This window comes from Clostridium acetobutylicum ATCC 824, from assembly GCF_000008765.1.
Classification (GTDB): Bacteria; Bacillota; Clostridia; order Clostridiales; family Clostridiaceae; genus Clostridium_S; species Clostridium_S acetobutylicum.
Window position 1 is genome coordinate 2,070,042 of sequence record NC_003030.1, and the last position, 21,778, is coordinate 2,091,819.

The 21,778-nt window shown below is 28.7% G+C and carries 25 protein-coding genes and 1 pseudogene; 3 read left to right on the forward strand and 23 right to left on the reverse strand.

The features are described 5' to 3' along the window. Window positions 1-34: 34 nt before the first annotated feature. From CA_RS10115 to CA_RS10130, 4 genes are all read right to left on the reverse strand, one after another. Window positions 35-421, reverse strand: coding sequence for a phage holin family protein (locus CA_RS10115; protein ID WP_010965256.1), 387 nt, complete (start codon window positions 419-421; stop codon window positions 35-37). Between the two features lie 215 nt (window positions 422-636). Then, complete coding sequence (locus tag CA_RS10120; RefSeq protein WP_010965257.1) at window positions 637-1,467, reverse strand: hypothetical protein; 831 nt, start codon at window positions 1,465-1,467, stop codon at window positions 637-639. 368 nt (window positions 1,468-1,835) lie between these two features. After that, window positions 1,836-2,000, reverse strand: a complete 165-nt coding sequence (locus CA_RS10125) for a hypothetical protein (protein WP_013913686.1) — start codon at window positions 1,998-2,000, stop codon at window positions 1,836-1,838. A 27-nt stretch (window positions 2,001-2,027) separates the two neighbouring features. Beyond that, window positions 2,028-2,204 (reverse strand): DUF1737 domain-containing protein, encoded by a 177-nt coding sequence (locus CA_RS10130; RefSeq protein ID WP_010965258.1) that lies wholly within the window; start codon window positions 2,202-2,204, stop codon window positions 2,028-2,030. Window positions 2,205-2,319: 115 nt separating this feature from the next. Between CA_RS10130 and CA_RS10135 the strand changes: the two genes are divergently transcribed. Together CA_RS10135 and CA_RS10140 are read left to right on the forward strand one after the other, a co-directional pair. Continuing rightward, the gene (locus CA_RS10135; RefSeq protein WP_010965259.1) at window positions 2,320-3,915 is read left to right on the forward strand and encodes a recombinase family protein; all 1,596 of its coding nucleotides are present in this window, start codon (window positions 2,320-2,322) and stop codon (window positions 3,913-3,915) included. Window positions 3,916-3,928: 13 nt separating this feature from the next. After that, window positions 3,929-4,213, forward strand: a pseudogene (locus tag CA_RS10140) (FAD-dependent oxidoreductase); the annotation flags it as partial. Window positions 4,214-4,308: 95 nt separating this feature from the next. Here CA_RS10140 and CA_RS10145 read toward each other — a convergent pair. From CA_RS10145 to CA_RS10185, 9 genes are all read right to left on the reverse strand, one after another. Then, window positions 4,309-5,133: an aldo/keto reductase gene (locus tag CA_RS10145; protein ID WP_010965260.1), complete on the reverse strand. Its 825-nt coding sequence runs from the start codon at window positions 5,131-5,133 to the stop codon at window positions 4,309-4,311. Between the two features lie 99 nt (window positions 5,134-5,232). Then, window positions 5,233-5,766 carry a DUF1256 domain-containing protein gene (locus CA_RS10150; protein WP_010965261.1) on the reverse strand — a complete coding sequence of 178 codons (534 nt, stop codon included), beginning with the start codon at window positions 5,764-5,766 and terminating at the stop codon, window positions 5,233-5,235. Window position 5,767: 1 nt separating this feature from the next. Further along, complete coding sequence (gene yyaC / locus CA_RS10155) at window positions 5,768-6,352, reverse strand: spore protease YyaC (protein ID WP_010965262.1); 585 nt, start codon at window positions 6,350-6,352, stop codon at window positions 5,768-5,770. A 168-nt stretch (window positions 6,353-6,520) separates the two neighbouring features. Then, entirely contained in the window at window positions 6,521-7,495 is a 975-nt protein-coding gene (locus CA_RS10160) for a metallophosphoesterase family protein (RefSeq protein WP_010965263.1), read from the reverse strand. Between the two features lie 79 nt (window positions 7,496-7,574). Next, window positions 7,575-8,303, reverse strand: coding sequence for an alpha/beta hydrolase (locus CA_RS10165; protein WP_010965264.1), 729 nt, complete (start codon window positions 8,301-8,303; stop codon window positions 7,575-7,577). 291 nt (window positions 8,304-8,594) lie between these two features. Continuing rightward, on the reverse strand, window positions 8,595-10,172 hold the full coding sequence (locus CA_RS10170) for a bifunctional metallophosphatase/5'-nucleotidase (protein ID WP_010965265.1): 1,578 nt from the start codon (window positions 10,170-10,172) through the stop codon (window positions 8,595-8,597). A 280-nt stretch (window positions 10,173-10,452) separates the two neighbouring features. After that, complete coding sequence (locus CA_RS10175) at window positions 10,453-11,283, reverse strand: S1 RNA-binding domain-containing protein (protein ID WP_010965266.1); 831 nt, start codon at window positions 11,281-11,283, stop codon at window positions 10,453-10,455. Window positions 11,284-11,471: 188 nt separating this feature from the next. Further along, the gene (greA, locus tag CA_RS10180; RefSeq protein ID WP_010965267.1) at window positions 11,472-11,948 is read right to left on the reverse strand and encodes a transcription elongation factor GreA; all 477 of its coding nucleotides are present in this window, start codon (window positions 11,946-11,948) and stop codon (window positions 11,472-11,474) included. A gap of 182 nt (window positions 11,949-12,130) precedes the next feature. Continuing rightward, window positions 12,131-13,465, reverse strand: a complete 1,335-nt coding sequence (locus CA_RS10185; protein ID WP_010965268.1) for a right-handed parallel beta-helix repeat-containing protein — start codon at window positions 13,463-13,465, stop codon at window positions 12,131-12,133. A gap of 540 nt (window positions 13,466-14,005) precedes the next feature. Here CA_RS10185 and CA_RS10190 point away from each other — a divergent pair. After that, window positions 14,006-14,818 carry a right-handed parallel beta-helix repeat-containing protein gene (locus tag CA_RS10190; protein WP_010965269.1) on the forward strand — a complete coding sequence of 271 codons (813 nt, stop codon included), beginning with the start codon at window positions 14,006-14,008 and terminating at the stop codon, window positions 14,816-14,818. Between the two features lie 63 nt (window positions 14,819-14,881). Here CA_RS10190 and CA_RS10195 read toward each other — a convergent pair whose 3' ends face one another. The 10 genes from CA_RS10195 to CA_RS10240 form a co-directional block, all read right to left on the reverse strand. Then, window positions 14,882-16,501, reverse strand: a complete 1,620-nt coding sequence (locus CA_RS10195) for a VirD4-like conjugal transfer protein, CD1115 family (protein ID WP_241428626.1) — start codon at window positions 16,499-16,501, stop codon at window positions 14,882-14,884. Window positions 16,502-16,677: 176 nt separating this feature from the next. Further along, the gene (locus CA_RS10200; protein ID WP_010965271.1) at window positions 16,678-16,899 is read right to left on the reverse strand and encodes a hypothetical protein; all 222 of its coding nucleotides are present in this window, start codon (window positions 16,897-16,899) and stop codon (window positions 16,678-16,680) included. A 15-nt stretch (window positions 16,900-16,914) separates the two neighbouring features. Continuing rightward, window positions 16,915-17,412 carry a DUF5697 family protein gene (locus tag CA_RS10205; protein WP_010965272.1) on the reverse strand — a complete coding sequence of 166 codons (498 nt, stop codon included), beginning with the start codon at window positions 17,410-17,412 and terminating at the stop codon, window positions 16,915-16,917. A 59-nt stretch (window positions 17,413-17,471) separates the two neighbouring features. Then, entirely contained in the window at window positions 17,472-18,071 is a 600-nt protein-coding gene (locus CA_RS10210) for a prepilin peptidase (protein WP_010965273.1), read from the reverse strand. A gap of 68 nt (window positions 18,072-18,139) precedes the next feature. Further along, on the reverse strand, window positions 18,140-18,784 hold the full coding sequence (locus CA_RS10215) for a hypothetical protein (RefSeq protein ID WP_010965274.1): 645 nt from the start codon (window positions 18,782-18,784) through the stop codon (window positions 18,140-18,142). A 199-nt stretch (window positions 18,785-18,983) separates the two neighbouring features. Further along, complete coding sequence (locus tag CA_RS10220; RefSeq protein WP_010965275.1) at window positions 18,984-19,637, reverse strand: SAF domain-containing protein; 654 nt, start codon at window positions 19,635-19,637, stop codon at window positions 18,984-18,986. 15 nt (window positions 19,638-19,652) lie between these two features. Then, window positions 19,653-20,222, reverse strand: coding sequence for a hypothetical protein (locus CA_RS10225; RefSeq protein WP_010965276.1), 570 nt, complete (start codon window positions 20,220-20,222; stop codon window positions 19,653-19,655). Between the two features lie 14 nt (window positions 20,223-20,236). Beyond that, window positions 20,237-20,668, reverse strand: a complete 432-nt coding sequence (locus CA_RS10230) for a hypothetical protein (protein WP_010965277.1) — start codon at window positions 20,666-20,668, stop codon at window positions 20,237-20,239. Window positions 20,669-20,683: 15 nt separating this feature from the next. Next, window positions 20,684-20,878: a hypothetical protein gene (locus CA_RS10235; protein ID WP_010965278.1), complete on the reverse strand. Its 195-nt coding sequence runs from the start codon at window positions 20,876-20,878 to the stop codon at window positions 20,684-20,686. A gap of 60 nt (window positions 20,879-20,938) precedes the next feature. Further along, window positions 20,939-21,778 carry a type II secretion system F family protein gene (locus CA_RS10240; protein ID WP_010965279.1) on the reverse strand — a complete coding sequence of 280 codons (840 nt, stop codon included), beginning with the start codon at window positions 21,776-21,778 and terminating at the stop codon, window positions 20,939-20,941.

Sequence of the window (21,778 nt, forward strand, 5' to 3'; positions counted from 1 at the left end):
AGGACTATTTTAATTTTAAATAGTCCTTTAAGTTTTACATAGATCTACTTGGAATTATAGCATCTATTACACCTATAACTAAAGATGCTAATATTGCACCTATTATAGAAACACGCATGTTTGGTACTAAAAATTGAGCAAGGTAAATTATTACAGCTGATATAATAAAACCCTTTAATCCCTTACCAAAAGGCGATGCATCTACTTTCATAAAAGATTCTACTAAATAATCTAAACCAGTTATTACTACAGATGCTAATACAAAAGTCCAAAAACCTCTTATAGAAAATCCAGGTGTCAAAAATGATGTTATAGCCAAAATTATTGCAAAGAGAACCAATCTTCCTACCCAACGCATTAGACTATTGTTGCCTTTGCCAACATCCTTTTGAGGTTCTCTATTACTATTATTCTCTGACATTTCACCATCTCTCCTTTTAAAATTACAAATCTTTGTAGCAATTATAGTATACCCGAAATAGAGTAAAATATAATTTCAAAAGAAAAAGACAAATAAGAACTACTTAGTAAGATTGTTAATGTATAGTAATTTGTCATTCTTATAGTTTCATATTAATAAAAAAAAGCAAGGCTTGTACATTTTACAAGTTTCCTTACTTTTTAAAAAGCTCTATTTTATTTCAACGGAATATCGAATTGATATGGTTGAAATTGTACATTATAATCTGATGAACTAGCTGTAATTGTGAATTTTACATTATCACCATTAAGATCAACATTTTTAAACACAAGAACACCCTGAGATTTTATTCCTTGCATTAGTTCAGTTTGTATTTGAGGATAATTCATTGCTGCCTCATCATTTATATCTAATTGGCTAGAACCTTGAAGTAATTTACTATCAAAAGTATTTACTGATACCGTATTAGTTGTACTATTACTTAAATTTAAATAAACTCTTGTAACCGTCTTGCTTACTTCGACTTTGCTCAATGTGATTACAAAACCATTTTGGTTTTCATCTTTATTTATTTGTATAGTCTTAACAGCTGGATCAAATGCTTTTGCGTAATCAGTTTTCTCAATTTTAGTTGCTTTAATGGTTGGAGTTCCTTCAGACACAGATGACTTGTCATCGCTAGAACTTTTAACAACCTTTCCAAAGACATGAATTATATCATCCTTTTTTATACCATCATTATTATTTTTGATTTTTACAATTGTATTCATGTTTAAACTATTTTCAGCTTCACATTGGAAATATACACCACCATCTCCTGATTTAGCATCACTAGTAACCTTAGCATAAAAATTAGCTTTTCTATCTACGTACGAGCTACTGCCAGCAGTATACATTTTTTCAAATTCAGATTCAGATAATACTTTTGTGTTAACTTTAGGTTTTGTCTGCTTTGATCCACATCCAGCAAAAACAGTAACAATTATAGATATAATGCATGTTAATGCTAATAATTTTTTTGATGATTTTTTCTTAAGTAAACTCATTATTGCCCTCCTTAAATTGTTAATTCAATTTATTTTAGCAAATCATTGATACTTTAGCAATACATTTAATTAAATTATAAATAATGCAATAATATAAAAAAATATTAAATTTTATTAAATTGAATACATAAATATATATAATTATTAACACATTATCTATTAATATAAATAGTTGTTAGGTAATTCTTGAAAAATCCAAGCTATATTAATGCTATTTTATACATGTTTTCAAACACTTAATTGATTTTTATACCAATTTAATATAAAATTTTGTTGAATGGTTATTTACTTACTTTATTATTATTTTAGTTCCTTAGGGAACTTTTTTTATAAATAATAAAGCAAGTCATGTGATGTAGTGACCTGCTTTAACTATTAATCTTATCATTTTTATTAAGTTCATTTAGAATTTTATTAATTATCTCTTGTGGCAACCTACTTTTAAGAATTTTAGCTACTATTTCTATATAAATTTCTTGAATTTCTTTTGTATTATTAGATACATTCATAGTAACTTTTTTTATTTTTAACATACAAGATCACCTTTAAAACTTAGTAATTTAAATTGTATCCTCATCTATAACAACCGCTTGAGCTACAATAACATCTTCTCCATTAAAGGTACAAGAAGGAGATCCATAAAGTTTATATCCTTCATTTAAAAGTTTAGAAATTCTTTCACAAAAACTCGAGTCGTCCTTTCCTGTAATAAGTCTATACCTTAATTTTTCTTTCATGTACTTTCCTCCTATAAATATACTCCACATTATTTATAAATTATAACATAGTATAGTAATATTATCTTTTGACTCTCAATATACTTTATAAAAATAATTTGATGGATATGATATTTTGAAAGTAGCAATTTATAGTAGAAAATCAAAGTTTACAGTTAAAGGAGACTCTATAGAAAACCAAGTTGAAATGTGCAAAAATCACATAATAAATCGTATTGGAAAAAATGTTGATTTTTTAGTTTATAATGATGATGGTTTCTCTGGAAAAAATCTTCATAGGCCAAAATTTCAAAAAATGCTTATTGATGCTAAGGCAAAAAAATTCGATACACTTATATGCTACAGATTAGATCGTGTTAGTAGAAATATAGCTGATTTTTCAAATCTAATAAACACTCTTCAAAATTTGAATATAAATTTTATAAGCATAAAAGAACAATTCGATACTTCAACTCCAATGGGAAGAGCTATGATGTATATAGCATCTATATTTGCCCAACTTGAAAGAGAAACTATAGCTGAAAGAGTTAGCGACAATATGCTTGAAATGGCAAAATCGGGGAGATGGCTTGGCGGTCAAACACCTTTGGGATTTAAAAGCAAGCCTATTTTATATTTTGATTATGAAAATCATGAAAAGAAAATGTTTGTGCTTTCACCTATAGAGGAAGAGCTTACAGTTGTAAAACTTATATATAAAAGCTATCTTAAATTTCAATCCATAAGTAAAGTTACAAAATACCTAATTCAAAACTCAATAAAAACAAAAAAAGGAAATTTAATATGGAGTAAACGTTCTGTAAAAGATATTTTGAATAATCCAGTATATGTTCGTGCAGATGAAAATGTAATGAATTTTTTAAGTAACAAAGGAATAAACGTTATTGGAATACCAGATAATAAGCATGCAATTTTGACTTATAATAAGAAAAAGGGAATAAAAAAATTTAGACAAACAAATGAATGGATTGCTTCTATTAGTAAGCATACAGGAATTATAAATTCTAAAACATGGCTTAAGGTTCAAAAAATAATGATAAAAAACAAATCCAGAGCTCCACGAATAGGAAGTACACAGAATGCTCTTTTGACAGGATTACTTATCTGTAAACAATGTGGAAACCCCATGAAAATTATACACGGTCCTTTAGACAAAGAAGGGAAAAAATTGTTTTATTACAAATGCTCCTTAAAAGAAAAAAGTGGCAATTCTAAATGCTGTAATTCAAACATAAGAACAGATGAAATAGAATCAGTAGTTATACAAAAATTGCACAGTATTTCAATTAATAAAGATATACTATTAAATTCATTGAAAAGTTTTAGAAATCTAGATAAAAATACTGAAATTCAAAACATAAAAAAAATTGTAAAACATAAGCAAGATAAAATTGATAATCTTATAAAGTTCCTTTCACTATCTCCTAGCATATCTGAAAATGTAGTTCATGAAATTGAAATTTTAAATAAGGATATAAAGGAATTGAACTTGAAACTTGAAAAGATTATTAAAACGAAAGCAGATTTTGTAGATAATGAAGAAGTCTCAAACTTAATTTTAGAATCTCTTAAGAGAGTTTATATTAACAACTTTTTTAGTATTGAAGAGAAAAAATTGATTTTGCAAAAAATTGTTGACTATATTACATGGGATGGTGATAACGGAATTGTTGACATCCACCTTATTAATGAAGCTTCTTTTTTGCATTAAGAGATGTCAAGCAGAAGCTATATGCACAGGAAGTCTTGCTGGACATAATGCTGTAAGAAAATTCTTAGAAATGTCTCCATTAATTCTTCCGCAACAAACTTCACTTGGTGATATTATTTCATATGCTAACTATAAACTTATGACAAAAGAGGGCCGCCGCAACAGATATACTTTTGCTGGTGCTGAATATTTCAAGAGAATGAAGGAAATTGGTCTATACTCTACAGACACGGATGAAATAAAAGATAAAATCTCATCTCTTCATTTAACAAATATATTCGATAATAAATTACTATAATAAATATATACTGTATAATTTTTAGGTAAACAAAATATAAGGAGGATTAACCTTTATTTTTATAAGCTAATCTTCCTTATATTATCCTTAAATAACTAGAATGTTATTGTATCAGGATCATGGCCTATTCTAACTCCCGTATTAAGAGATTCTATCTTCTTCATATCTTCCTTAGATATTTCAAAATCATATAGATCACAATTTTCCTTTATTCTATTCTCATTTATTGATTTAGGTATTGTAACTACTCCCATTTGCAAATCCCATCTAAGAGCAATTTGAGATATAGTCTTTCCATATTTCAAAGAAAGTTCCTTCATTAACGGTATATCAAATATTTTTCCCTGCATTAAAGGCCCCCAGGACTCTAATTGGATTTTATTCTTTTTGCAAAATTCATGAACCTCTGTCTGAGGAAATTGAGGATGATACTCTACTTGATTAACCATAGGAACTATTTCACAATCTTCTAATATTTCTTCTAAATGATGTACTTTAAAATTACTTACACCTATAGCTCTAACTCTTCCATCCTTATATAGCTTTTCTAGTGCTTTCCATGTTTCTTTATTCAATGTTTTAGGCCAGTGAATTAAATATAAATCTAAATAATCTGTATCTAATCTTTTTAGTGTGTCTTCAAAGGCTTTCAATGTTTTATCGTAACCATGCTTATTATTCCATACCTTACTAGTTATAAAAATTTCATTTCTTGGAATACCACTTTCCTTTACTGCCTTTCCAACTATTGGTTCATTACCATATACTGCTGCAGTATCTAAATGCCTATATCCGACTTTCAAAGCAGTTTTTATATAGTCTACAGAACTTTCTTCATACTCTATTTTATAAGTTCCAAAACCTAACCATGGCATTTTAACACCATTATTTAACACCGTAAAACTATTAATATCTAACATTTAACTACCTCCTTAAAACTATATTTGTTATAATTATAACATAAAAAAAAACCGCAATTACTTGATTGCGGTTTTTTGCACTTAGGTTTACTTTAAAATTTACTTTACATAATTTTTATTATGTAATATATAATATAAAGTTTTAAAAATAGCTTCAGAATATTTATAAATTTTTCTTATTCCGAGTTTTTCTATAAAATTCACCTTACAATAACTATCCTCCAAATCAAAAACAACTATAAAACTAGCATTCCCTAATTTTAAACTACCACTCGCAGTTTGTATTTCATAAGGATCATTCTTTAATACTATAACCTCTCTTTCATCATGAAAATCCACAGGGAATGAACTTGCAACTAAAATTATATATGGATTATCATATTTTTTTAGTATTTTATTATAAATTTCTTTTATGTTGATTTCATACACTGGTTCTTTAAGAGTTCCATAAACATTAGGGATATTCCTTTCATGTAAAAGCGTGCCAACTAGTGGTGCTAGTATATTTCCTTCAAAAACAGGATCACCTATGCATATTACAACTATCTCTTCTTTTTTGCCTGTCATGCTATATAGAAATTTAAAAAACTCTTCTTGTATATTTTTCTCATAATAATATTTTTCTAAATACATATTATTTATCCCCCTTATTCATCCTCGCAAATGTTAAAACTAGGATTTTTGAAATTATTCTTGCTAGCTTTAAAACTTCATCAAATCTACATTTTTTAAGAAGTTCTATTAAATTATGTTCTCTTTCATCTTCTTTGTTTACTACTCCAACAAGAGAAAAATCACCAACAGTAGGAAGTTGTCTATAAACTCCAAATCCCGGTGTAAATCCTCCATTTCTCAGTACAATATCATTTATATTATTTTCTGCAGTTACAGCAGCATCTACAACCAAAATATATGGATTCTTAAACCTTTCATGAATTTCATCTAAAATCTTAATAATATTAGATGCATTTACAGTTCTATCTAAAGTTCCATATACATTTGGAATTCCATTTCTCTTTAGTATGCTTCCAACTAAAGGACCTAAGGAATCTCCTACTAAAGTATCTACACCAAGTGAAAGTATTACTATATCCTCCTTATCTTTTAGTACCTGAAATAAGATTGCTGAAATCCAATGTTCAATATTCTCCTTGTCCACATTGTAGCTAAAATAAAATCCATTTCTTTTTAGTTGTGATTTGTCGTCAAAATGTTCCATATAAAATCCTCCTTAAATAAAAATAAAGCTGGCGCAATATATAGATATTTGCAAACAGCTTGTCGGTTTAAACCAATTTAGATTAGTTACTGAAATATTGATTTCTTTCAGTAAATTCAATTTGTTTATATTATTATTTATATGTTATTTTTAAAAAATCTCTAATTACTATTTAAAATCTTTATCCAGTCTTTCCCAAGTTTTAAATTTATTTATATTATCCTCATCTAAATAAATTACTCTTGCTCCTCTTTCATAGTTACTTGCATCATATGTATCATATCCTGTACATCTACCATATCCCATAATTATACCTTTGTTTCTGCCTATAAAGTTATTAGTATGATCATGTCCTACAAATATAGCTTTTACATCTTTTTCCTTCTGCATCTCTTTAAAAAGACCATTATCAGTACTTTGATGACATATCTTCTCTCTTTTTTCTCCACATAATTTTTCATTTTCCCATGCTTCATTATACTGAATTATTGGTATGTGAAAAAACATAAATGCTGGAACTATGTGCCCATACTTTTTCTTTAAATCCGTAACCGTTTTTTTATACCATTTAACCTCATATGGTTCAATACAACCATACCCTCCTTTCTTACTGTAGCTTCCTGAATCCAGCATATACATATTAAAGATTGGATTCTTATTTTCTGAATCCATTACAAGAAGATTAAATTGTATACCATCATCCGTTATTTTATTCATATTATATTTATATTTCATGTAATTTTTTATCATATTTTTTCTCTCTACTTGTAAAGATTCTGTATCATGATTTCCGAGTACGGCTGCCCAAGGAATCCTTCTTTCTTCTATTGGTCTTACTACACTTTCAATGGCCTTCTCATAAGTAATATCCATGCAATACCTTCCATCTATGTTATCTCCCGTCAAAATAACAAAATCAGGCTTTTCATAATCCATTACCTTCTCCATAAAGTGTACTGTTTTTAAATTTATACAATCATTTTGATGCAGATCAGCAAACTGTACTATTTTAAATTTGCCGCAATTATCAAATTTCAACTTTTTATTTTGTAAAAAATCCGCCCCACTAATCATATTCAAAAGAAAAATAAATTCAAAAAATAGCACCACATTTGTTTTGATCACTCTCTTCTTAACTTTCATTTTTTCCTCCATAGCCTTAAAATTAAAATACGCACAAAGAGCATATAGTCCTATTGTGCGTATTTTAATAAAAATTATTTCATTTTTCATTAAGCCACAGGATGGTTTTATAATACCTAGATAAGATATTGTCTACATGTCCTCCTTCTTCTATTGAATATACTACATTAGAAGGTGTAAGATCTTTCTTCAAAATTTGAAGAGCCTTCTCTGTACTAATAATTGAGTTCTTAAGATATATGTTTCTGCTTCTTCCTTCTTTATTTCCAATCATAAGCATAACCTTAATGTCTAAATTAACAGGATTACTCTTTTCCATAAAATCAATTAATCCTTTATACCACAAAGAACCTGATATACTTACCACTTTTGAAAAGCATTCAGTTTTATAAATTGCAAATATCGATATAAGTCCTCCAAGTGAGTATCCTAATAGAAAGTTTTTTTCTTTTTTAGTCCTATACTTATTATCTATGTATGGCTTGAGCTTTTTTATTAGAAAGTTCAAATAGATATCCCCTCGTCCACCAAATTCACTTGAACCTTTACTTATAGCTTCTGCTTCCCAAGGAGTATAATCATCATTTCTTACTATAGGCTTAACACCTACAATAATGCTTTCATCATATACATCCTTTTTACTTTTATTTTCTATAAGATCCATAAGCTCATTTAAGATTTTGATTACAATATCACCATCCTGCATATATATAACGCTGTAATGATTATCTCCTTTACCGTATGTCGGAGGTAGATAAACAAAATACTCTCTTTTATCTAAAACTCCATTGTAAACTCTCCCCTGCATAAGAATCTCCTTTACAATTACTTAGTCTTATTTTAATATAGTACTCTATATATTAAAACATTTCTACCTACAGCTTTAGGTTTAGTATATAACAATGCTTTGCTGCCTATTTTTGTTTTATATTTTTTAATCAAATTCATTCTATTGTCTTTTCTGATAAATATTATGTTTTATTTTATACTTTTCTTTAAGTTAGTTTACTTTTTGTCTTATTTACATAATTTTTGTTATGTAAACTAATATTGCAAAACATTTATTATTATGCAGTGAAATTAATATCAAATGTTTTACTTAGTCATGAATAACCTTCCAATTTTTATTCACTTCAGCCACCACCTCTTTATTTTTCAAGAAATAATTTGCAATTAGCTCCGAAATATCAATAGGTATATCCCTTACTATTTCTTTATCTTTAAACATATAATAGTTTCCACCTCCAGCTGCACGATAATTGTTTAATGCTATATTATAGTCTTGCTCCATATTTACTGGCATTCCTTTATAATTTAATTTAGTAACTCTTTCACCTATCTTTTTAGATACATTTATCTCATATTCAATTCCTTCCCACATATCATAATTATAGTGGCGAAGCTTTAAAGAATTAACATTTGAAGCCTCTTTTATTCTCCCGTTACATATATCAAAATAAGCCGCTGAAAGCTCCAGTGCATCCTTAATATCTTTTCCTTTAACCTTCATAACCTTTAAGGTATTTGGATAAACATAATTAGAAACTATATCTCTCATAGTTACTTTCTTTGGAAAACCTTTTGAATTACTAAACAATGAAGTTGCAGAAATGTCTGTACCACCATTTATCATTTGAACTTTATTTATAAATTCAATTAAAGCATTATCCTTAAGTCTAGCTTCAATTGGGTTTTTTATTGTCATGTCACCTTTTATTCTTCCGATAGGTGTATCAAGCCAAGCCTGAGTGGCAATTTCATATTTTTCTGCTATTTTGCCTGCTTTATAATCACTTGATATATTTGAAACAGAAATTAAAGATGATTTACTTTCTACTATCCTCCACCCTAATAAAGTTTTTTCTGCTATTATATCAACTTTTCCTATATTTTTAGCAGAACTGCCCGGTTGAATTATAGTAACTCCATTAATTTTCATTCCATAAATCTCCCTATGTTGATGTCCTGTCAAAAGTACATCTATACCATCAACCTCATTGCAAAGCTCATATGCTTGATTTTCTCCTGTTTGACTTTCCGTTTCCTCTCCTGTGTCAATATTTTTCTCAAAACCACCATGATAAGATACTACAACTATATCTACTTTCTTGTCATTCTTTAAAATTCTAACCCATTTTTTAGTTTCTTCTATTACATCTAGAAACTTTAAATCTTTAATTATATCTTGATTCTCCCAATTGGGAATGTACTTTGTAGTAACTCCCAAAATAGCTATTCTTAGATCTCCTCTGAATTCTTTTATTATATAAGGCACTCCAAATGCCGTTTCTTTTGTTTTTGTATCTATAATATTGCAAGAAAGCCATGGAAATTTAGACTGTTTTATTGAATCATTTAAAATTTCCATTCCATAATTAAATTCATGATTTCCAATAACAGCTGCATCATATTTCATGTAGTTTAAAATGTCTATAACAGGATTACTAAATCCCCTAGCTATTTTAGCATAATAATATGTAATTGGAGTTCCCTGAAAGGTATCACCATTATCAATTAAAATCAATTTACTGTTTCTCTTTCTTTCATTTTTCACTATAGTAGAAAGCTTCACTAAACCAAACTGTTCTTCTGAGTTATCAGCATAATTCACAGGAAATATGTTTCCGTGTACATCACTAGTCTCAAGTATTACTATGTGTTCTAACTCATTACCCATGTATAAACACTCCATTCATAAATTAAGTATATTTTATCATCTTCATATAGTGCAGTAAGCTTTATCTCATATTCTAATTTATTTATCTAACTTTAAGGATTTAGCGAAGCTTTTGTTATTTATTGCATATTAAATTTCTCTACTTGATTAAAACAGATTATGGTTCAAGATTTATAATGGGCTCTTAGCCCAAACCCCAGGGCACTATTCTGTTTCTTTTCTATGGTCAGCTCTTTTTTGACAGACTGCTTTTTTATGGTTCAAGATTTATAATGGGCTCTTAGCCCAAACCCCAGGTTGGATTATACTTATTTCTTTGGTTTATGGGTCTCATTAGGTTGGCATTTATTTTTTTCTCATCATAATTAATACTTTTAATTCTAACAACAAATTTCTCGCCTACAGCTGGAGAGAAATTTGCCCAATTGGGGAAGGGACAAAGACAATTTACTCCCTTTCTTATTGTTAAAAATATGCCATAATCTTTAATACCTGTTACTACCCCTAAATACTCTCCACCCTTATTTAAAGACTTTACAATTCCTAGATATGGATCTTCTTTTGCTTCTTTTATTGAAACTACTACTATATTATTATCTATATCAAGTTCTTTTATTATAGCCGGCACTACATCTCCAACTTGTACATACTTGTCCACTTTATCAATATATCCATAATCTATTTCATTTATTGGGACTCTGTACTCTATACCATAACAATCAACTCTACAGTTATTTCTCCCTACAGATGTAACTCGTACAAAAATTTTCTCTCCAACTTTATGTTTCTTTAGTTCTAAGTTTTTTCTAAGCTCCATTGCCTCTTTTCGTGAAGCGATAGCTGTTCTATTTTCATCATCAAATTCCATAACAATAAAATCTATTTCAGCACCTATCATACTTCTTATAACTCTTTTGTCTTCTCTTGATACATTCATTTCTCTTATAGGTATTAGAATTTTGAATTCATCATAAAACACTACGCCACAATCTACATTTTCATCTTGTCCTATTTTAACATTCTCCATTGCTGCTAAAGTTCCTGTAAGTATTTTTCTACTTTGGCGTGAAGCCATTAAATTGTACTCATTGCTATTTAATTCATTTCTCATAAAGCTATCTTCCTCCTTGAATTATAAAATCATCATTTTTTACCATAGGTTACCATCCCATGATTAAATTTCACAGAGTTTTACTCCATATTTATATTCTAGTTTGTAAATTCTATTTAAAACTTACATTATTTATGCCACATTTATAAAATAAAAACTCTGCAATATTTCTATTACAGAGTTTTCTTCTAATTTTTTATAGATATTATTTTTATATCTTTTATACTTCTATTATCAGGTAAATTAACATCAATACTGTCTCCTACATGTTTCTTATACAAAGCTTTTCCAAAAGGTGAATCAACACTTATGTATTCGATATCCTCATCTTCAACACTTATGTTAAGAGTTGTTACAAGCTTAGCCTTAAATGTCTCGTCTGCTCCTATTTTTAAAAGCATTTCTGATCCTATGTTAACTTCATCATCGATTTTATCCTCTTCTACAATTATTGCATTTTTTAGCAGTCTAGATATTTGACCAAGCCTTCTGTTGTTATGATAGTATTCTTCCTTTGCAGCTTTATACTCTGCATTTTCAGAACGATCTCCAAAAGCTGCAGCCTCCATTTTTTTCTTTGCTATTTCATGCCTCTTAACAGTATTCCTATACTCATACTCTTCCTTTAATTTATCATAATCACTTTTAGTGAGCATTCTTGACATTATTAAACACCTCTTAATCCACTTAACACATATTTAAATTATTTTCTAAACATTATTATACTACAGAGGAAATGAAATATTAACAACTACTTTTGTCTTAACTATCCACTATAAAAAATAACTCTTTATACTGGATTGTCAGTAAAAGAGTTATTTAATTAAAATAAGATTATTACTTGTGTTTATCTTATGAATCTTCCAATATAAAACAAAGGTAAAACACTATAGTCAATATTAACATTAGTTGTTTTACTTCCATAACTTCCTCTAATTACATTATCAACATAAAAGTTATCTTTTGCTTCATTATTATCAAAATTACTTTCAAATATAGCATGAGCGCAGCCAGATGTCATATTATCTATACTATTACTGATAATAGCAATATATTTTGTATTATAGTCAACAAATATAGCCGCATTGCTATTCAAATCCCATTTTATATTTTTCGAAAGATTTTTAGAATAATTAGAATCCTTTGGTTCATTTACTCCATAACCACTATCTATTACACAATTTTGTACTACATGCAAATTGTTTGACCTCAACATATATATTCCTACATAATCACACTTACTCAGTTTATTACTAACTATTGTAGAATCTGCTAGTTCATCTATTTCAATACCAAAGTATGCAGGATTAATTATCTTATTGTTATCTATAGTAAAACCCGTTCCCATATAGGTATGATTGTTTATTTCCGGATTGGTATGCTCTGTTTCCGCTGCTACCTTTATACCTGACAATGCGCAATTATTTATTATATTGTTTTCGATAATATTATTAAAAGCTGGTATAGATACAAAGATACCATGGGACTTGGAATCATTAATTGTATTTCCACATACTTGCGATGAATTACACATATAGAAAGCAATTCTTGTTCCTATTATAGTATTATTTAATAACTTTCCATAGCGCTGAAGTGCTAAAATCACTCCATCTCCTTCATTTGTAGAATATACTGTACAATCCTTTACAACATTGTTTTTATCCAGATCTCCATTTTCAACTGCCTTTATAGTATCTTCATCGCTAGAATAATCCTTACCTGCAAAGTAAATAGAAAAATTACTATTTGAACCATATACTATACAATTGCTAACCATTACATTATTAGAATGTCCTTCTACTATAGCTGTACCCCTACCTGCATATTTCTGACAATCTACAGTCAAATTCGATACCTTAACGTTATCCGCGTAGATAACAACACCGTCTGCTGCTGTATTAGTTTGTATTATCTTTACACCAGTTTTAGATGCACCAGTTATAACAGTATTATTATTCTTTATTATCAAAGCCGATGACAATAAATACGTTCCATCTTTTATTATAATATTTTTCTTACCAGCACTAATTGCATCCTGTATATTTGTATAATCACCTGTTCCATCAGAACTTACAATGGTTTCATTCGAATTGTTAGCATCAGCTTTAACGATTACACAAATATTTAAATTAAAGATAAAAATAAAAATAATGCTTACCATTAAAATCTTATTTATTTTCATAAGTTTATCATCTCCTACTCCATATAATATATCGTTAAATTTTCACATTTTTTACACTCTTATTATGTCTAGTTAACTTTATTTTTACATTTCACTATTATAATATGCTATATTAAAGTTATAGCAATATAGATGCTGACATATTTATAAAAAAGTACAAGCTATCTTGAAACAAAGTATACTTTTAATATAGATGAGGTGTAAAAACTATTCTAGATATTGTAGACAAAGAAGATTATAGAGTAAGATACATTCACTTTGGTTTGATATGTTTTTACATGATAGACAAAGAAATCACTACTATATATGTAACATTGGAGTTTTACTTTATACTATTAAATTTATATATAAAGCAGATCATATACTTATTATGCAATGAATACCTACGTATCCTTAAGAATTAATTTGATGCTGCTATTTATTTTTAGTTAATTTAGAAAATATAAAGATATACAAAACTTTCATTATAAAGTTTTGTCGTTTATAATAAATTTAGTAAAAGATTTTTTTTACGAATTTTATTATAAAAGGAGTTTTTATATGAATAAGAAAATTTTAAGTTTATTAACTTCAGTAGCAATTATCTCTTCTGTTGCTTCATTTGGAGTTCAAGCAAAATCTGTAAACGCTAAAGGTGATATAGCATCTAAATTAGAGGCTGGTGGTGTTATACCAGCAGGTAACTATACTTTAAATAGAGGAGTTAAAGTTACAAAGCCTATAAGTGCTGAAGGTGTTGTAATTGATGCTTCAGCATGTCCAAAAGGAACCATTGCAATTGTGGCTCGTGCTAATATAAGTGGAATAACTATAAACAATGCTAAAAGACAAGGAATAAGTGTTCAAAACTGCTCCGGTATTACAATAAAAAATTGTAAAGTTACAAAAGCACAATTTGCTGGTATAGAGGCAAAAGATAATGTTTCCAATGTAACTTTTGAAAATTGCGAATCAGATTACAATTTTGACAATGCTAACGGTGGAGAGGATGCAGATGGATTTGGAATAAAAAATGGAGCTAAAAATATTACACTAAAGAACTGTGTGGCTATAGGAAATAGCGATGACGGCTATGATACTTATACTGCTGGAAGTAATATAACTTTCCTAGGCTGTAGAGCTCAAAATAATGGTTCTGGCAAAAATGGAGATGGAAATGGCTTTAAATTAGGACCTTGTCTATACAAGAATCAAGATGGGGGCTTAGTTACAGTTAAAAACTGTACTGCACTTAATAATAAAGGTGTAGGTTTCCTTAGAAATCATAACAAAGTTGCTCCTGTCCAATCAGGTAATATTGCATCAGGTAATAAGGGTGGAGATTTTAAATGGGACTATACACCTAGAAAATAATCAAACTTTTATAAAAATCCATGAATTTTCATGGATTTTTATATTTTACGTATTCTTAACTTCTTACCAAAATTCACATTTCTCATTTGATCTATTGTTATCCTTTAACTTGTGAGGCCATTCTGGTATATGGTCACTTACCTTAATGGACCTAAGAAATTTTGAAAGCCTATGCTTTGTATAATCCATCTTTTGTAGCATTATTGGTTTTTGGCCTCTTAAAATAAGTATTTCATTTTCATTTGGTAACCTTAATAATTCATCTGGATTCATCAAATTTCTTTTAATTGACTTATCCGTTATTTTCCCAAAATCCATTATTCCTTTAAAACCAGCTGACTTACTAAAACTTCTATCATTTACTGTTGCAGTTCCCAAAAGCTTAGATACAAACTCAGAGGTTATCATATCTGTAGCTCCTAAAAACAATCTACTATCACAGTTTCCTATTATTTCAGACCATCCATTATTGGGATACCTATTTTGAAGCTGTGCTATATTTTGAAATATAATTAAACTTGATATTCCTCTTGATCTCATAGTTGATATTTTCTTTGTAAAGTCAGGTATCGCTCCTATATTAGGAAATTCATCAAGTATAAAGTACACCTCCTTTTGTGCTTCCTTCGGCGTATAATCAGCATATTTAACTAATTTTATAAAAAGAAACGAAAAAAATAACCCTGCTATAAAATCAAAGGTAGATTCCATATCTGAGGTTATACAAAAATAAGCACATTTCTCCTTCTTAGGAAGGGTTAAATCAATATCACTTTCAGCTGAAAGCTCACACACAAGCTTGTTTTGAAACACTTGAAGTTTTGAACCAAGCCCTATAATTACTCCCGATTTTACATTTTCCGATGCCTGTGAGTAAATATTATATGGCATTTTTGCCTCATGTGATGATGAGAGCGTTCTAAATAAATTATCAATAGATGCTGTATCTCTTAAAGAAAGCATTGAGTATACAGCTGATAAATTTCTTTCTTCCTTTGGATTTTCTTTTACAACATAAAGTACAAGTGCCTTAAGAAGATTCATCTCTGTTTTCTCCCAAAAATCATCCTGCCTTGACCCTAAGGTTCTTGTATTAGCTATTACAGTTTCTGCAAAACTTTGAGCTGATATTTCATCTGTTATTTCTCCCAAAGGATTCCACCTATCAGAATTTCTCATATTGACTAAATTAAAAACTTTAACTGTATATCCCATATCTCTTAAAAACTCTGACATAGATTCAAAAATTTCACCCTTTGGATCTGTAATTACCATTGACTGATTAAGTTCACTTATTTGCATTATATTAGGTCTTACAAAGCTCCTACTTTTCATACTCCCAGAAGCACCAAATACAGCTATATTCTTGTTAAAGAAAGTGTCTTTGGGCAGTATTACCATCTTATTTCCGAAACCTTCTTTTATGCTTCCAAAAACAAGCCCTTCACCCCCGCCTATTGTAAGCACTTTTTTAATTTCACTATTTTTCATCCAATTTGCAGTTCCCTGCGTTCCATTGTTTCTCAAATGATTTATCCCTTTCTCTTCACTATCCATATTTCTATAAAGGAAAACAAACAAAGAAATTCCAGAAGTAAAAAGTAAGAATACAATTACAAAATCATTACGTATATCCAAGTTATTTATAATAGTATTAAAACTAATAAATGGATGCTTGTACATGTTAATTAACTCATTAATATCGATGAATTTGTTTAATGAACTTCTCTTAATAAATTCACTTCTAATCACTATAAGCGGCGTTAACAGGTATATACATATTAAAGTATGTAAGATAAATATACAAATTATCAATCTATAATTAAACTTTTTATGCACACCTAACCACACCCTTCCATTTATCTTAATTCATACTTAACCTTAAGTTCACAAGTAAAGAAACTTGCTTTAGTAAAACACTCTTTAAATCCAAGTCTAGCAGAAATAGCTAAGAAATAATTTTCATACTCTTTAGCTATCACAAAATTATCCTTTATCTCTCCACAGTCTTTTATAATAACGTCCCCAACTTTAGGCATTATAGATTTAATTTTAAAGTTGCTATAAAAATTTTTTGCCATTGAAAAAACCTCCTTTTAAAAAAAATTAAGTACACCATCTTCTATAGTGCAGCATTTAATTTGTTTATTAATTTTTATATTTTCCTTCTGATTTTCTTCAGAAAGAACTACGATGACTCTCTCTGAAACTCCCCTATTTATGGCACTTGAGTAAATGGTCTCCTCTCCCTCGTTTATAATAGCTACATCAAAAACTTTACTATTTCTAAAAAATGCAATTGTAAACGGGAAATCTTGTGGCATACACCATTCAATAGGAATGCCTCCATTGTTTAAATGCAAGTAACTGTATAGATCCAAAGCTTTAATCATTTTTATATTGAGCTCCTTTTTCCCATCTAGTACACATATATCATTAAATACTAGCTTTACTTTTCTTTGTCTTATTAATATTTTAAATTGGTTGTCTATATCTTTTATATTGAGAATTCTTTTCATATGTTCTATTCTTGCAACTCCAAATTTCTCTATAAATTTAAGTATTCTTTCCTGCTTTAGGTTAATATAATACACGCTCTTCACTCCTTCATATTAGAAATTTATATATTGTTAAAACCATATCTTATTTCATATTAAATTCCTAAAGAAACTACTACAAAGGCCATTAATATATATGGAACAAATGCTACCCTCTCTTTTTTTATAGCTATATTTTTTATAATTTTAAAAATACCATAAATGCCACATAAAAAAATAGATAAAATTAGAACTTCTATGCTCTTATAAAATCCAATTGATATGCCACATATTATAAATATTTCAACATCGCCTAAACCAATAACTTTAAAAAGCGCAAAAATATACGAAATTATTCCCATTGCTACTGCTCCCACTACATAATCTTCTATACAATTTCCACTAAAGTAAGTTATCATTACAAACACTGTACTAAACAAGAAAGAAATAATTGTGATAAAAAAGTAGACATTTTTAGTTTTAAAATCAATAAGCGCTGCTAAAAACAGCATAGTAGCTATAACACAATGTTTAAAAAACTCAAACCCTAGCATACTTTTTCTATAGAAAAGACAATATATTAGCCCCAATATCATTGCCACAATACTACATTCTTTTGTTGTGAATTCATAAGTAAGCTCTTTTTTGCAAATACCTCCTGCAATGTTCACAGTCATATATCCTATAGCAATACCATATATAAAAGTAATTACCACAGCATAACCTCCTTTTTTCTTTATATAAAAAATAGCGGATAGGCAATTTTACCTATCCGCTATAAATGTTAATTTCCGTTATTATGAATTTCTTTCATTATTTCATCTTGACTTTTGGATGCATCAATTTCATCCTGACTAGTAATTTTATTCTGTTGATCTTGATTTTGGACTGCCGGCTGCTGTGGCTCATTCACAACTGGCTGTGAAGGCTCCTGCGTAGGATGAACAGCTGGAGTTGTAGTCTGAGTTGTTCTTCTCGTAGTTTGTGACTGTGTAACATTTTTACTTTCTTGTCCAACTCGATTATTATTTGGTTTTTGTGATGTATTATTTGGCGAGCTACTTTTACTAGTTTTATTACTTGCAGTATTAGATGATGGACTATTAGCTGCCCCTGATGTATCTACTTTCTGATTGCTATCCTTTGATTGTGGTACTGTAGCGTTCTGTGTATTTGTAGCAGCTTTAACTTCAGGCTTGCTTTCAGCTTTTGTAGTATTTTTCTTTTTAGCTTTACTTGGCGTTTTCTCGGCCTCTATCTTTTTTTGTTCAACTGTTTTTTTATCATGTAACTTATATACAACTCCTACTAATAATTCACAGCACAAAATAAGCCCCATAGCTCCTATGAGCAGTTTCATCTTATTAGATTTTATTTTAGCTCTTTTAGTGAATTTATTCCTACCATTTAATATACTAAATTTTTTCATCTCAATCCCCCGCTTATTTATATATCACTATAAATAACATATTTTCACTTACATTTTACAATTTATCTCTCAGGATTGCAAATTTGAACCTTTATCTTATTTGTTTAACATTTGTCATATAATTAAGTTACAGTAACCTCATAACATTTTCTTTATTTATATAGTATTTTATTTAGATATTTTTATTTTTTATAAAAAATTATTTTTTTACTTTGGAACATCTTGCTATTGTAAAATATCCTATATAAAAATCCTTAGATATTTTTATAAATTCCTCCTCTGAGCCTAAAAACACCAATGATGCAGCTAAAATGTTTTTATCCTGCTCTTTAAGAAATCTTCCCTGTGAATCAACAGCTCCAATAACCTTTAATCCTTTAGCCTCAACTTCATCCTCTGCTTTTTCATTAACAACACTTGTATGAACTATATCAACAATATCCCCCTCCCTTAATGTCCCTATAAAGGTATCATTGTTAAATTTACTTAAGGGTATTGAAATTTCTTTTTCGTTTTCTTTTAAAAAAGGTTTTAAATCGTCATTTTTATCTAAAACTCTTTTTTTACTTATCACTTCTCCCTTATAAATATTCTCTGATGCATATTTATTGCCCATGTACTCCATATTAGTAACACTGTCAGAATTTACACATTCTCTATAATATTCAACTTTTTTTAATGAAGATTTATCAATTGCTGTTCCTTGTTTTATATCTTTTGACGCTATTATTACATCTTTTTTACCCGAAGAATTAATTATTTTGTTTTCAGCCATAATTAGACAGCCAAAAGCAGCACAGCTCATCAAAACTGTACTTATCAAAATTTTTATATTAGATTTTCTAAAATTCAAACATATCATCCTTTCTCAATTAACTACATCTGTATCAACAGAGGTCATAACCCTCTTTTTTTGTCCAAACAAAAGTCTTACATCATAACTTATAGCTGCATGCACACTTGTATTTTTTACCACTACATTATCTGTGGTCTTGACTACATTAATACTTCGATTTTTTATTTCTCTCCTCGTAAATTCATTATTTTCTCTACTATACGTTAGTATTTCTACATAATTATTCTCCACATTATATATTGTAAATTCATCTATCGTAACATTCCCTTCTATGAATTGTCCATTTAAAGAATTAAAATTATTATCAAGCCTCATATTTTTCTGTAAGTGATCTTTAAAAGTTTTAAAAGCAGCATTATAATCGCTTATTTTTAAACATCCTTCCTTAAAACTTAATGCCTCCATATCCACATCCTTATAAACTGCAAGATTGGAAAGAATAACATCGTCCTGCACTCCCTCTGCTTCCTTCATAATAAGCTTGTGAAAAAAAACAAATTCTAAACATAACCCCATTAAAATAACTGTAAATAAACTTAGAACTGCTATTGAAGCATCCCCTTTAAGCTTACTTATCTGCATATTACCACCTCTTTTCAAGGTCTAATCACATTTTTACTGGTAGAACTTTTTTCGATTACTACAGTTTTTTTCTCATTAGAGAATACTGGCATTATTCCACTTGAAACTGTTACTTTTTTTACATTTTCCTTATATGACACCTTAAGATATACATCGCTTCCATAGTCCACAGGATTAAGCGTTGTGCCTGAAATGTCTATATCTTCTATTCCTATAGATGAAAATTCCTTCTTCATGATTTGAGCATTATCCTCTTTTAAATATCCATCCTGCTCTATTTTAAACATATATTTTCTAGCTATAGTCTCAGCTTTATATGAATTGTTTATAGGTATCATATTTGATATAAAATAAATAAATACGCTGCTCATTATTAAAACTCCTAATAGAGTAGCTACAACTATTTGAACTCCACCTGCTTTTCTTTTATTTATTACTGAATCCAACTTATCACCCCTATTCTAAGAAAATATACTCTTAGTTGCTGTTGTAAACCATGTTTGTACACTTGACATAAATCCATTTATCAGTGTTTTGTACATTGGGTACGTTATAATTAAAAATACAGCAATAATAACCAAAACTGCAACAGTATTCACCTCTCCTCTCTTTACTTTAAAATTTTCTCTTTTACTTTCCTTAGATATTTTTTTCATAATACTCATCCTCTCCATAATTTTCAAAATAAAAAAAGCTACAATTTTCTTAATACTACATTAACTAAATATCCCATGAGCACTTTGCATAAGATCACTTCCTATACAGTAGTAAATTGTGCATATTATTCCTCCTAAAAGCAGCATTGATATAATTAAAACATGTATATCTATTTTTTCTGTCTCACTTGCAGTATAAAATGAATTTATAGTTTTTAAAGCAGAACTCTGATCGTCTAATGCCTCTTCTGATACACCACTTGTTATGCTTTCCTTTATAACCGCTACAAAAGCATCTATTTCATGCATATCATATTCCTGATTAAATTCATCTAGAGCCTTTTCTATGTTTTTGGATAAATTTATTTTTGCAGCTAATCTAATAAGACTTTTTTTTAATCTTTTGCTCTTACACACCGTATTAACCTCCAGCAATGCATGTCCAATACTTACTCCTGCAATAGTTTGAATAGTTATTAAATCATATACATCAGCTAAATCCAATCTTATTTTGTTTTTATCATCCTTGTTGCTCAAGTAATTTAAAATATCTACTAAAAAAAATCCTAAAATAGAGGCTGTTATACCAAATAAACAACCTATAAAAGATAAACCAATATACTGTAACGAAGCAATTGCAGCAATAGTGGAAGTTACAAATTTTACAAAAATATAAGTTTTAAAATTTAATTTAAAAGGATTGCCACTTTTAATAAGTTTATCTTCTATTAACTTCCGGTTAAAAAGCTTTATTAAGTTATATGTCTTATGTTTTATTACAAGGTTAGATCCCTTGGCTTTTTTATATCTTGAGTTAAATTTAAATTTTATAAAATACCTTATATAATAAGCGGCAATAAAACTGCATATTAAAAACATTGTGTTTAAAACATATATCAC

Bases quoted from the DNA above. Each gene is read 5' to 3' on its own strand.
- CA_RS10115 (WP_010965256.1), bottom strand. From the start codon at position 421: ATGTCAGAGAATAATAGTAATAGAGAACCTCAAAAGGATGTTGGCAAA.
- CA_RS10120 (WP_010965257.1), bottom strand. From the start codon at position 1,467: ATGAGTTTACTTAAGAAAAAATCATCAAAAAAATTATTAGCATTAACA.
- CA_RS10125 (WP_013913686.1), bottom strand. From the start codon at position 2,000: ATGTTAAAAATAAAAAAAGTTACTATGAATGTATCTAATAATACAAAA.
- CA_RS10130 (WP_010965258.1), bottom strand. From the start codon at position 2,204: ATGAAAGAAAAATTAAGGTATAGACTTATTACAGGAAAGGACGACTCG.
- CA_RS10145 (WP_010965260.1), bottom strand. From the start codon at position 5,133: ATGTTAGATATTAATAGTTTTACGGTGTTAAATAATGGTGTTAAAATG.
- CA_RS10150 (WP_010965261.1), bottom strand. From the start codon at position 5,766: ATGTATTTAGAAAAATATTATTATGAGAAAAATATACAAGAAGAGTTT.
- yyaC (WP_010965262.1), bottom strand. From the start codon at position 6,352: ATGGAACATTTTGACGACAAATCACAACTAAAAAGAAATGGATTTTAT.
- CA_RS10160 (WP_010965263.1), bottom strand. From the start codon at position 7,495: ATGAAAGTTAAGAAGAGAGTGATCAAAACAAATGTGGTGCTATTTTTT.
- CA_RS10165 (WP_010965264.1), bottom strand. From the start codon at position 8,303: ATGCAGGGGAGAGTTTACAATGGAGTTTTAGATAAAAGAGAGTATTTT.
- CA_RS10170 (WP_010965265.1), bottom strand. From the start codon at position 10,172: ATGGGTAATGAGTTAGAACACATAGTAATACTTGAGACTAGTGATGTA.
- CA_RS10175 (WP_010965266.1), bottom strand. From the start codon at position 11,283: ATGAGAAATGAATTAAATAGCAATGAGTACAATTTAATGGCTTCACGC.
- greA (WP_010965267.1), bottom strand. From the start codon at position 11,948: ATGTCAAGAATGCTCACTAAAAGTGATTATGATAAATTAAAGGAAGAG.
- CA_RS10185 (WP_010965268.1), bottom strand. From the start codon at position 13,465: ATGAAAATAAATAAGATTTTAATGGTAAGCATTATTTTTATTTTTATC.
- CA_RS10190 (WP_010965269.1), top strand. From the start codon at position 14,006: ATGAATAAGAAAATTTTAAGTTTATTAACTTCAGTAGCAATTATCTCT.
- CA_RS10195 (WP_241428626.1), bottom strand. From the start codon at position 16,501: ATGTACAAGCATCCATTTATTAGTTTTAATACTATTATAAATAACTTG.
- CA_RS10200 (WP_010965271.1), bottom strand. From the start codon at position 16,899: ATGGCAAAAAATTTTTATAGCAACTTTAAAATTAAATCTATAATGCCT.
- CA_RS10215 (WP_010965274.1), bottom strand. From the start codon at position 18,784: ATGAAAAAATTTAGTATATTAAATGGTAGGAATAAATTCACTAAAAGA.
- CA_RS10225 (WP_010965276.1), bottom strand. From the start codon at position 20,222: ATGCAGATAAGTAAGCTTAAAGGGGATGCTTCAATAGCAGTTCTAAGT.
- CA_RS10235 (WP_010965278.1), bottom strand. From the start codon at position 20,878: ATGAAAAAAATATCTAAGGAAAGTAAAAGAGAAAATTTTAAAGTAAAG.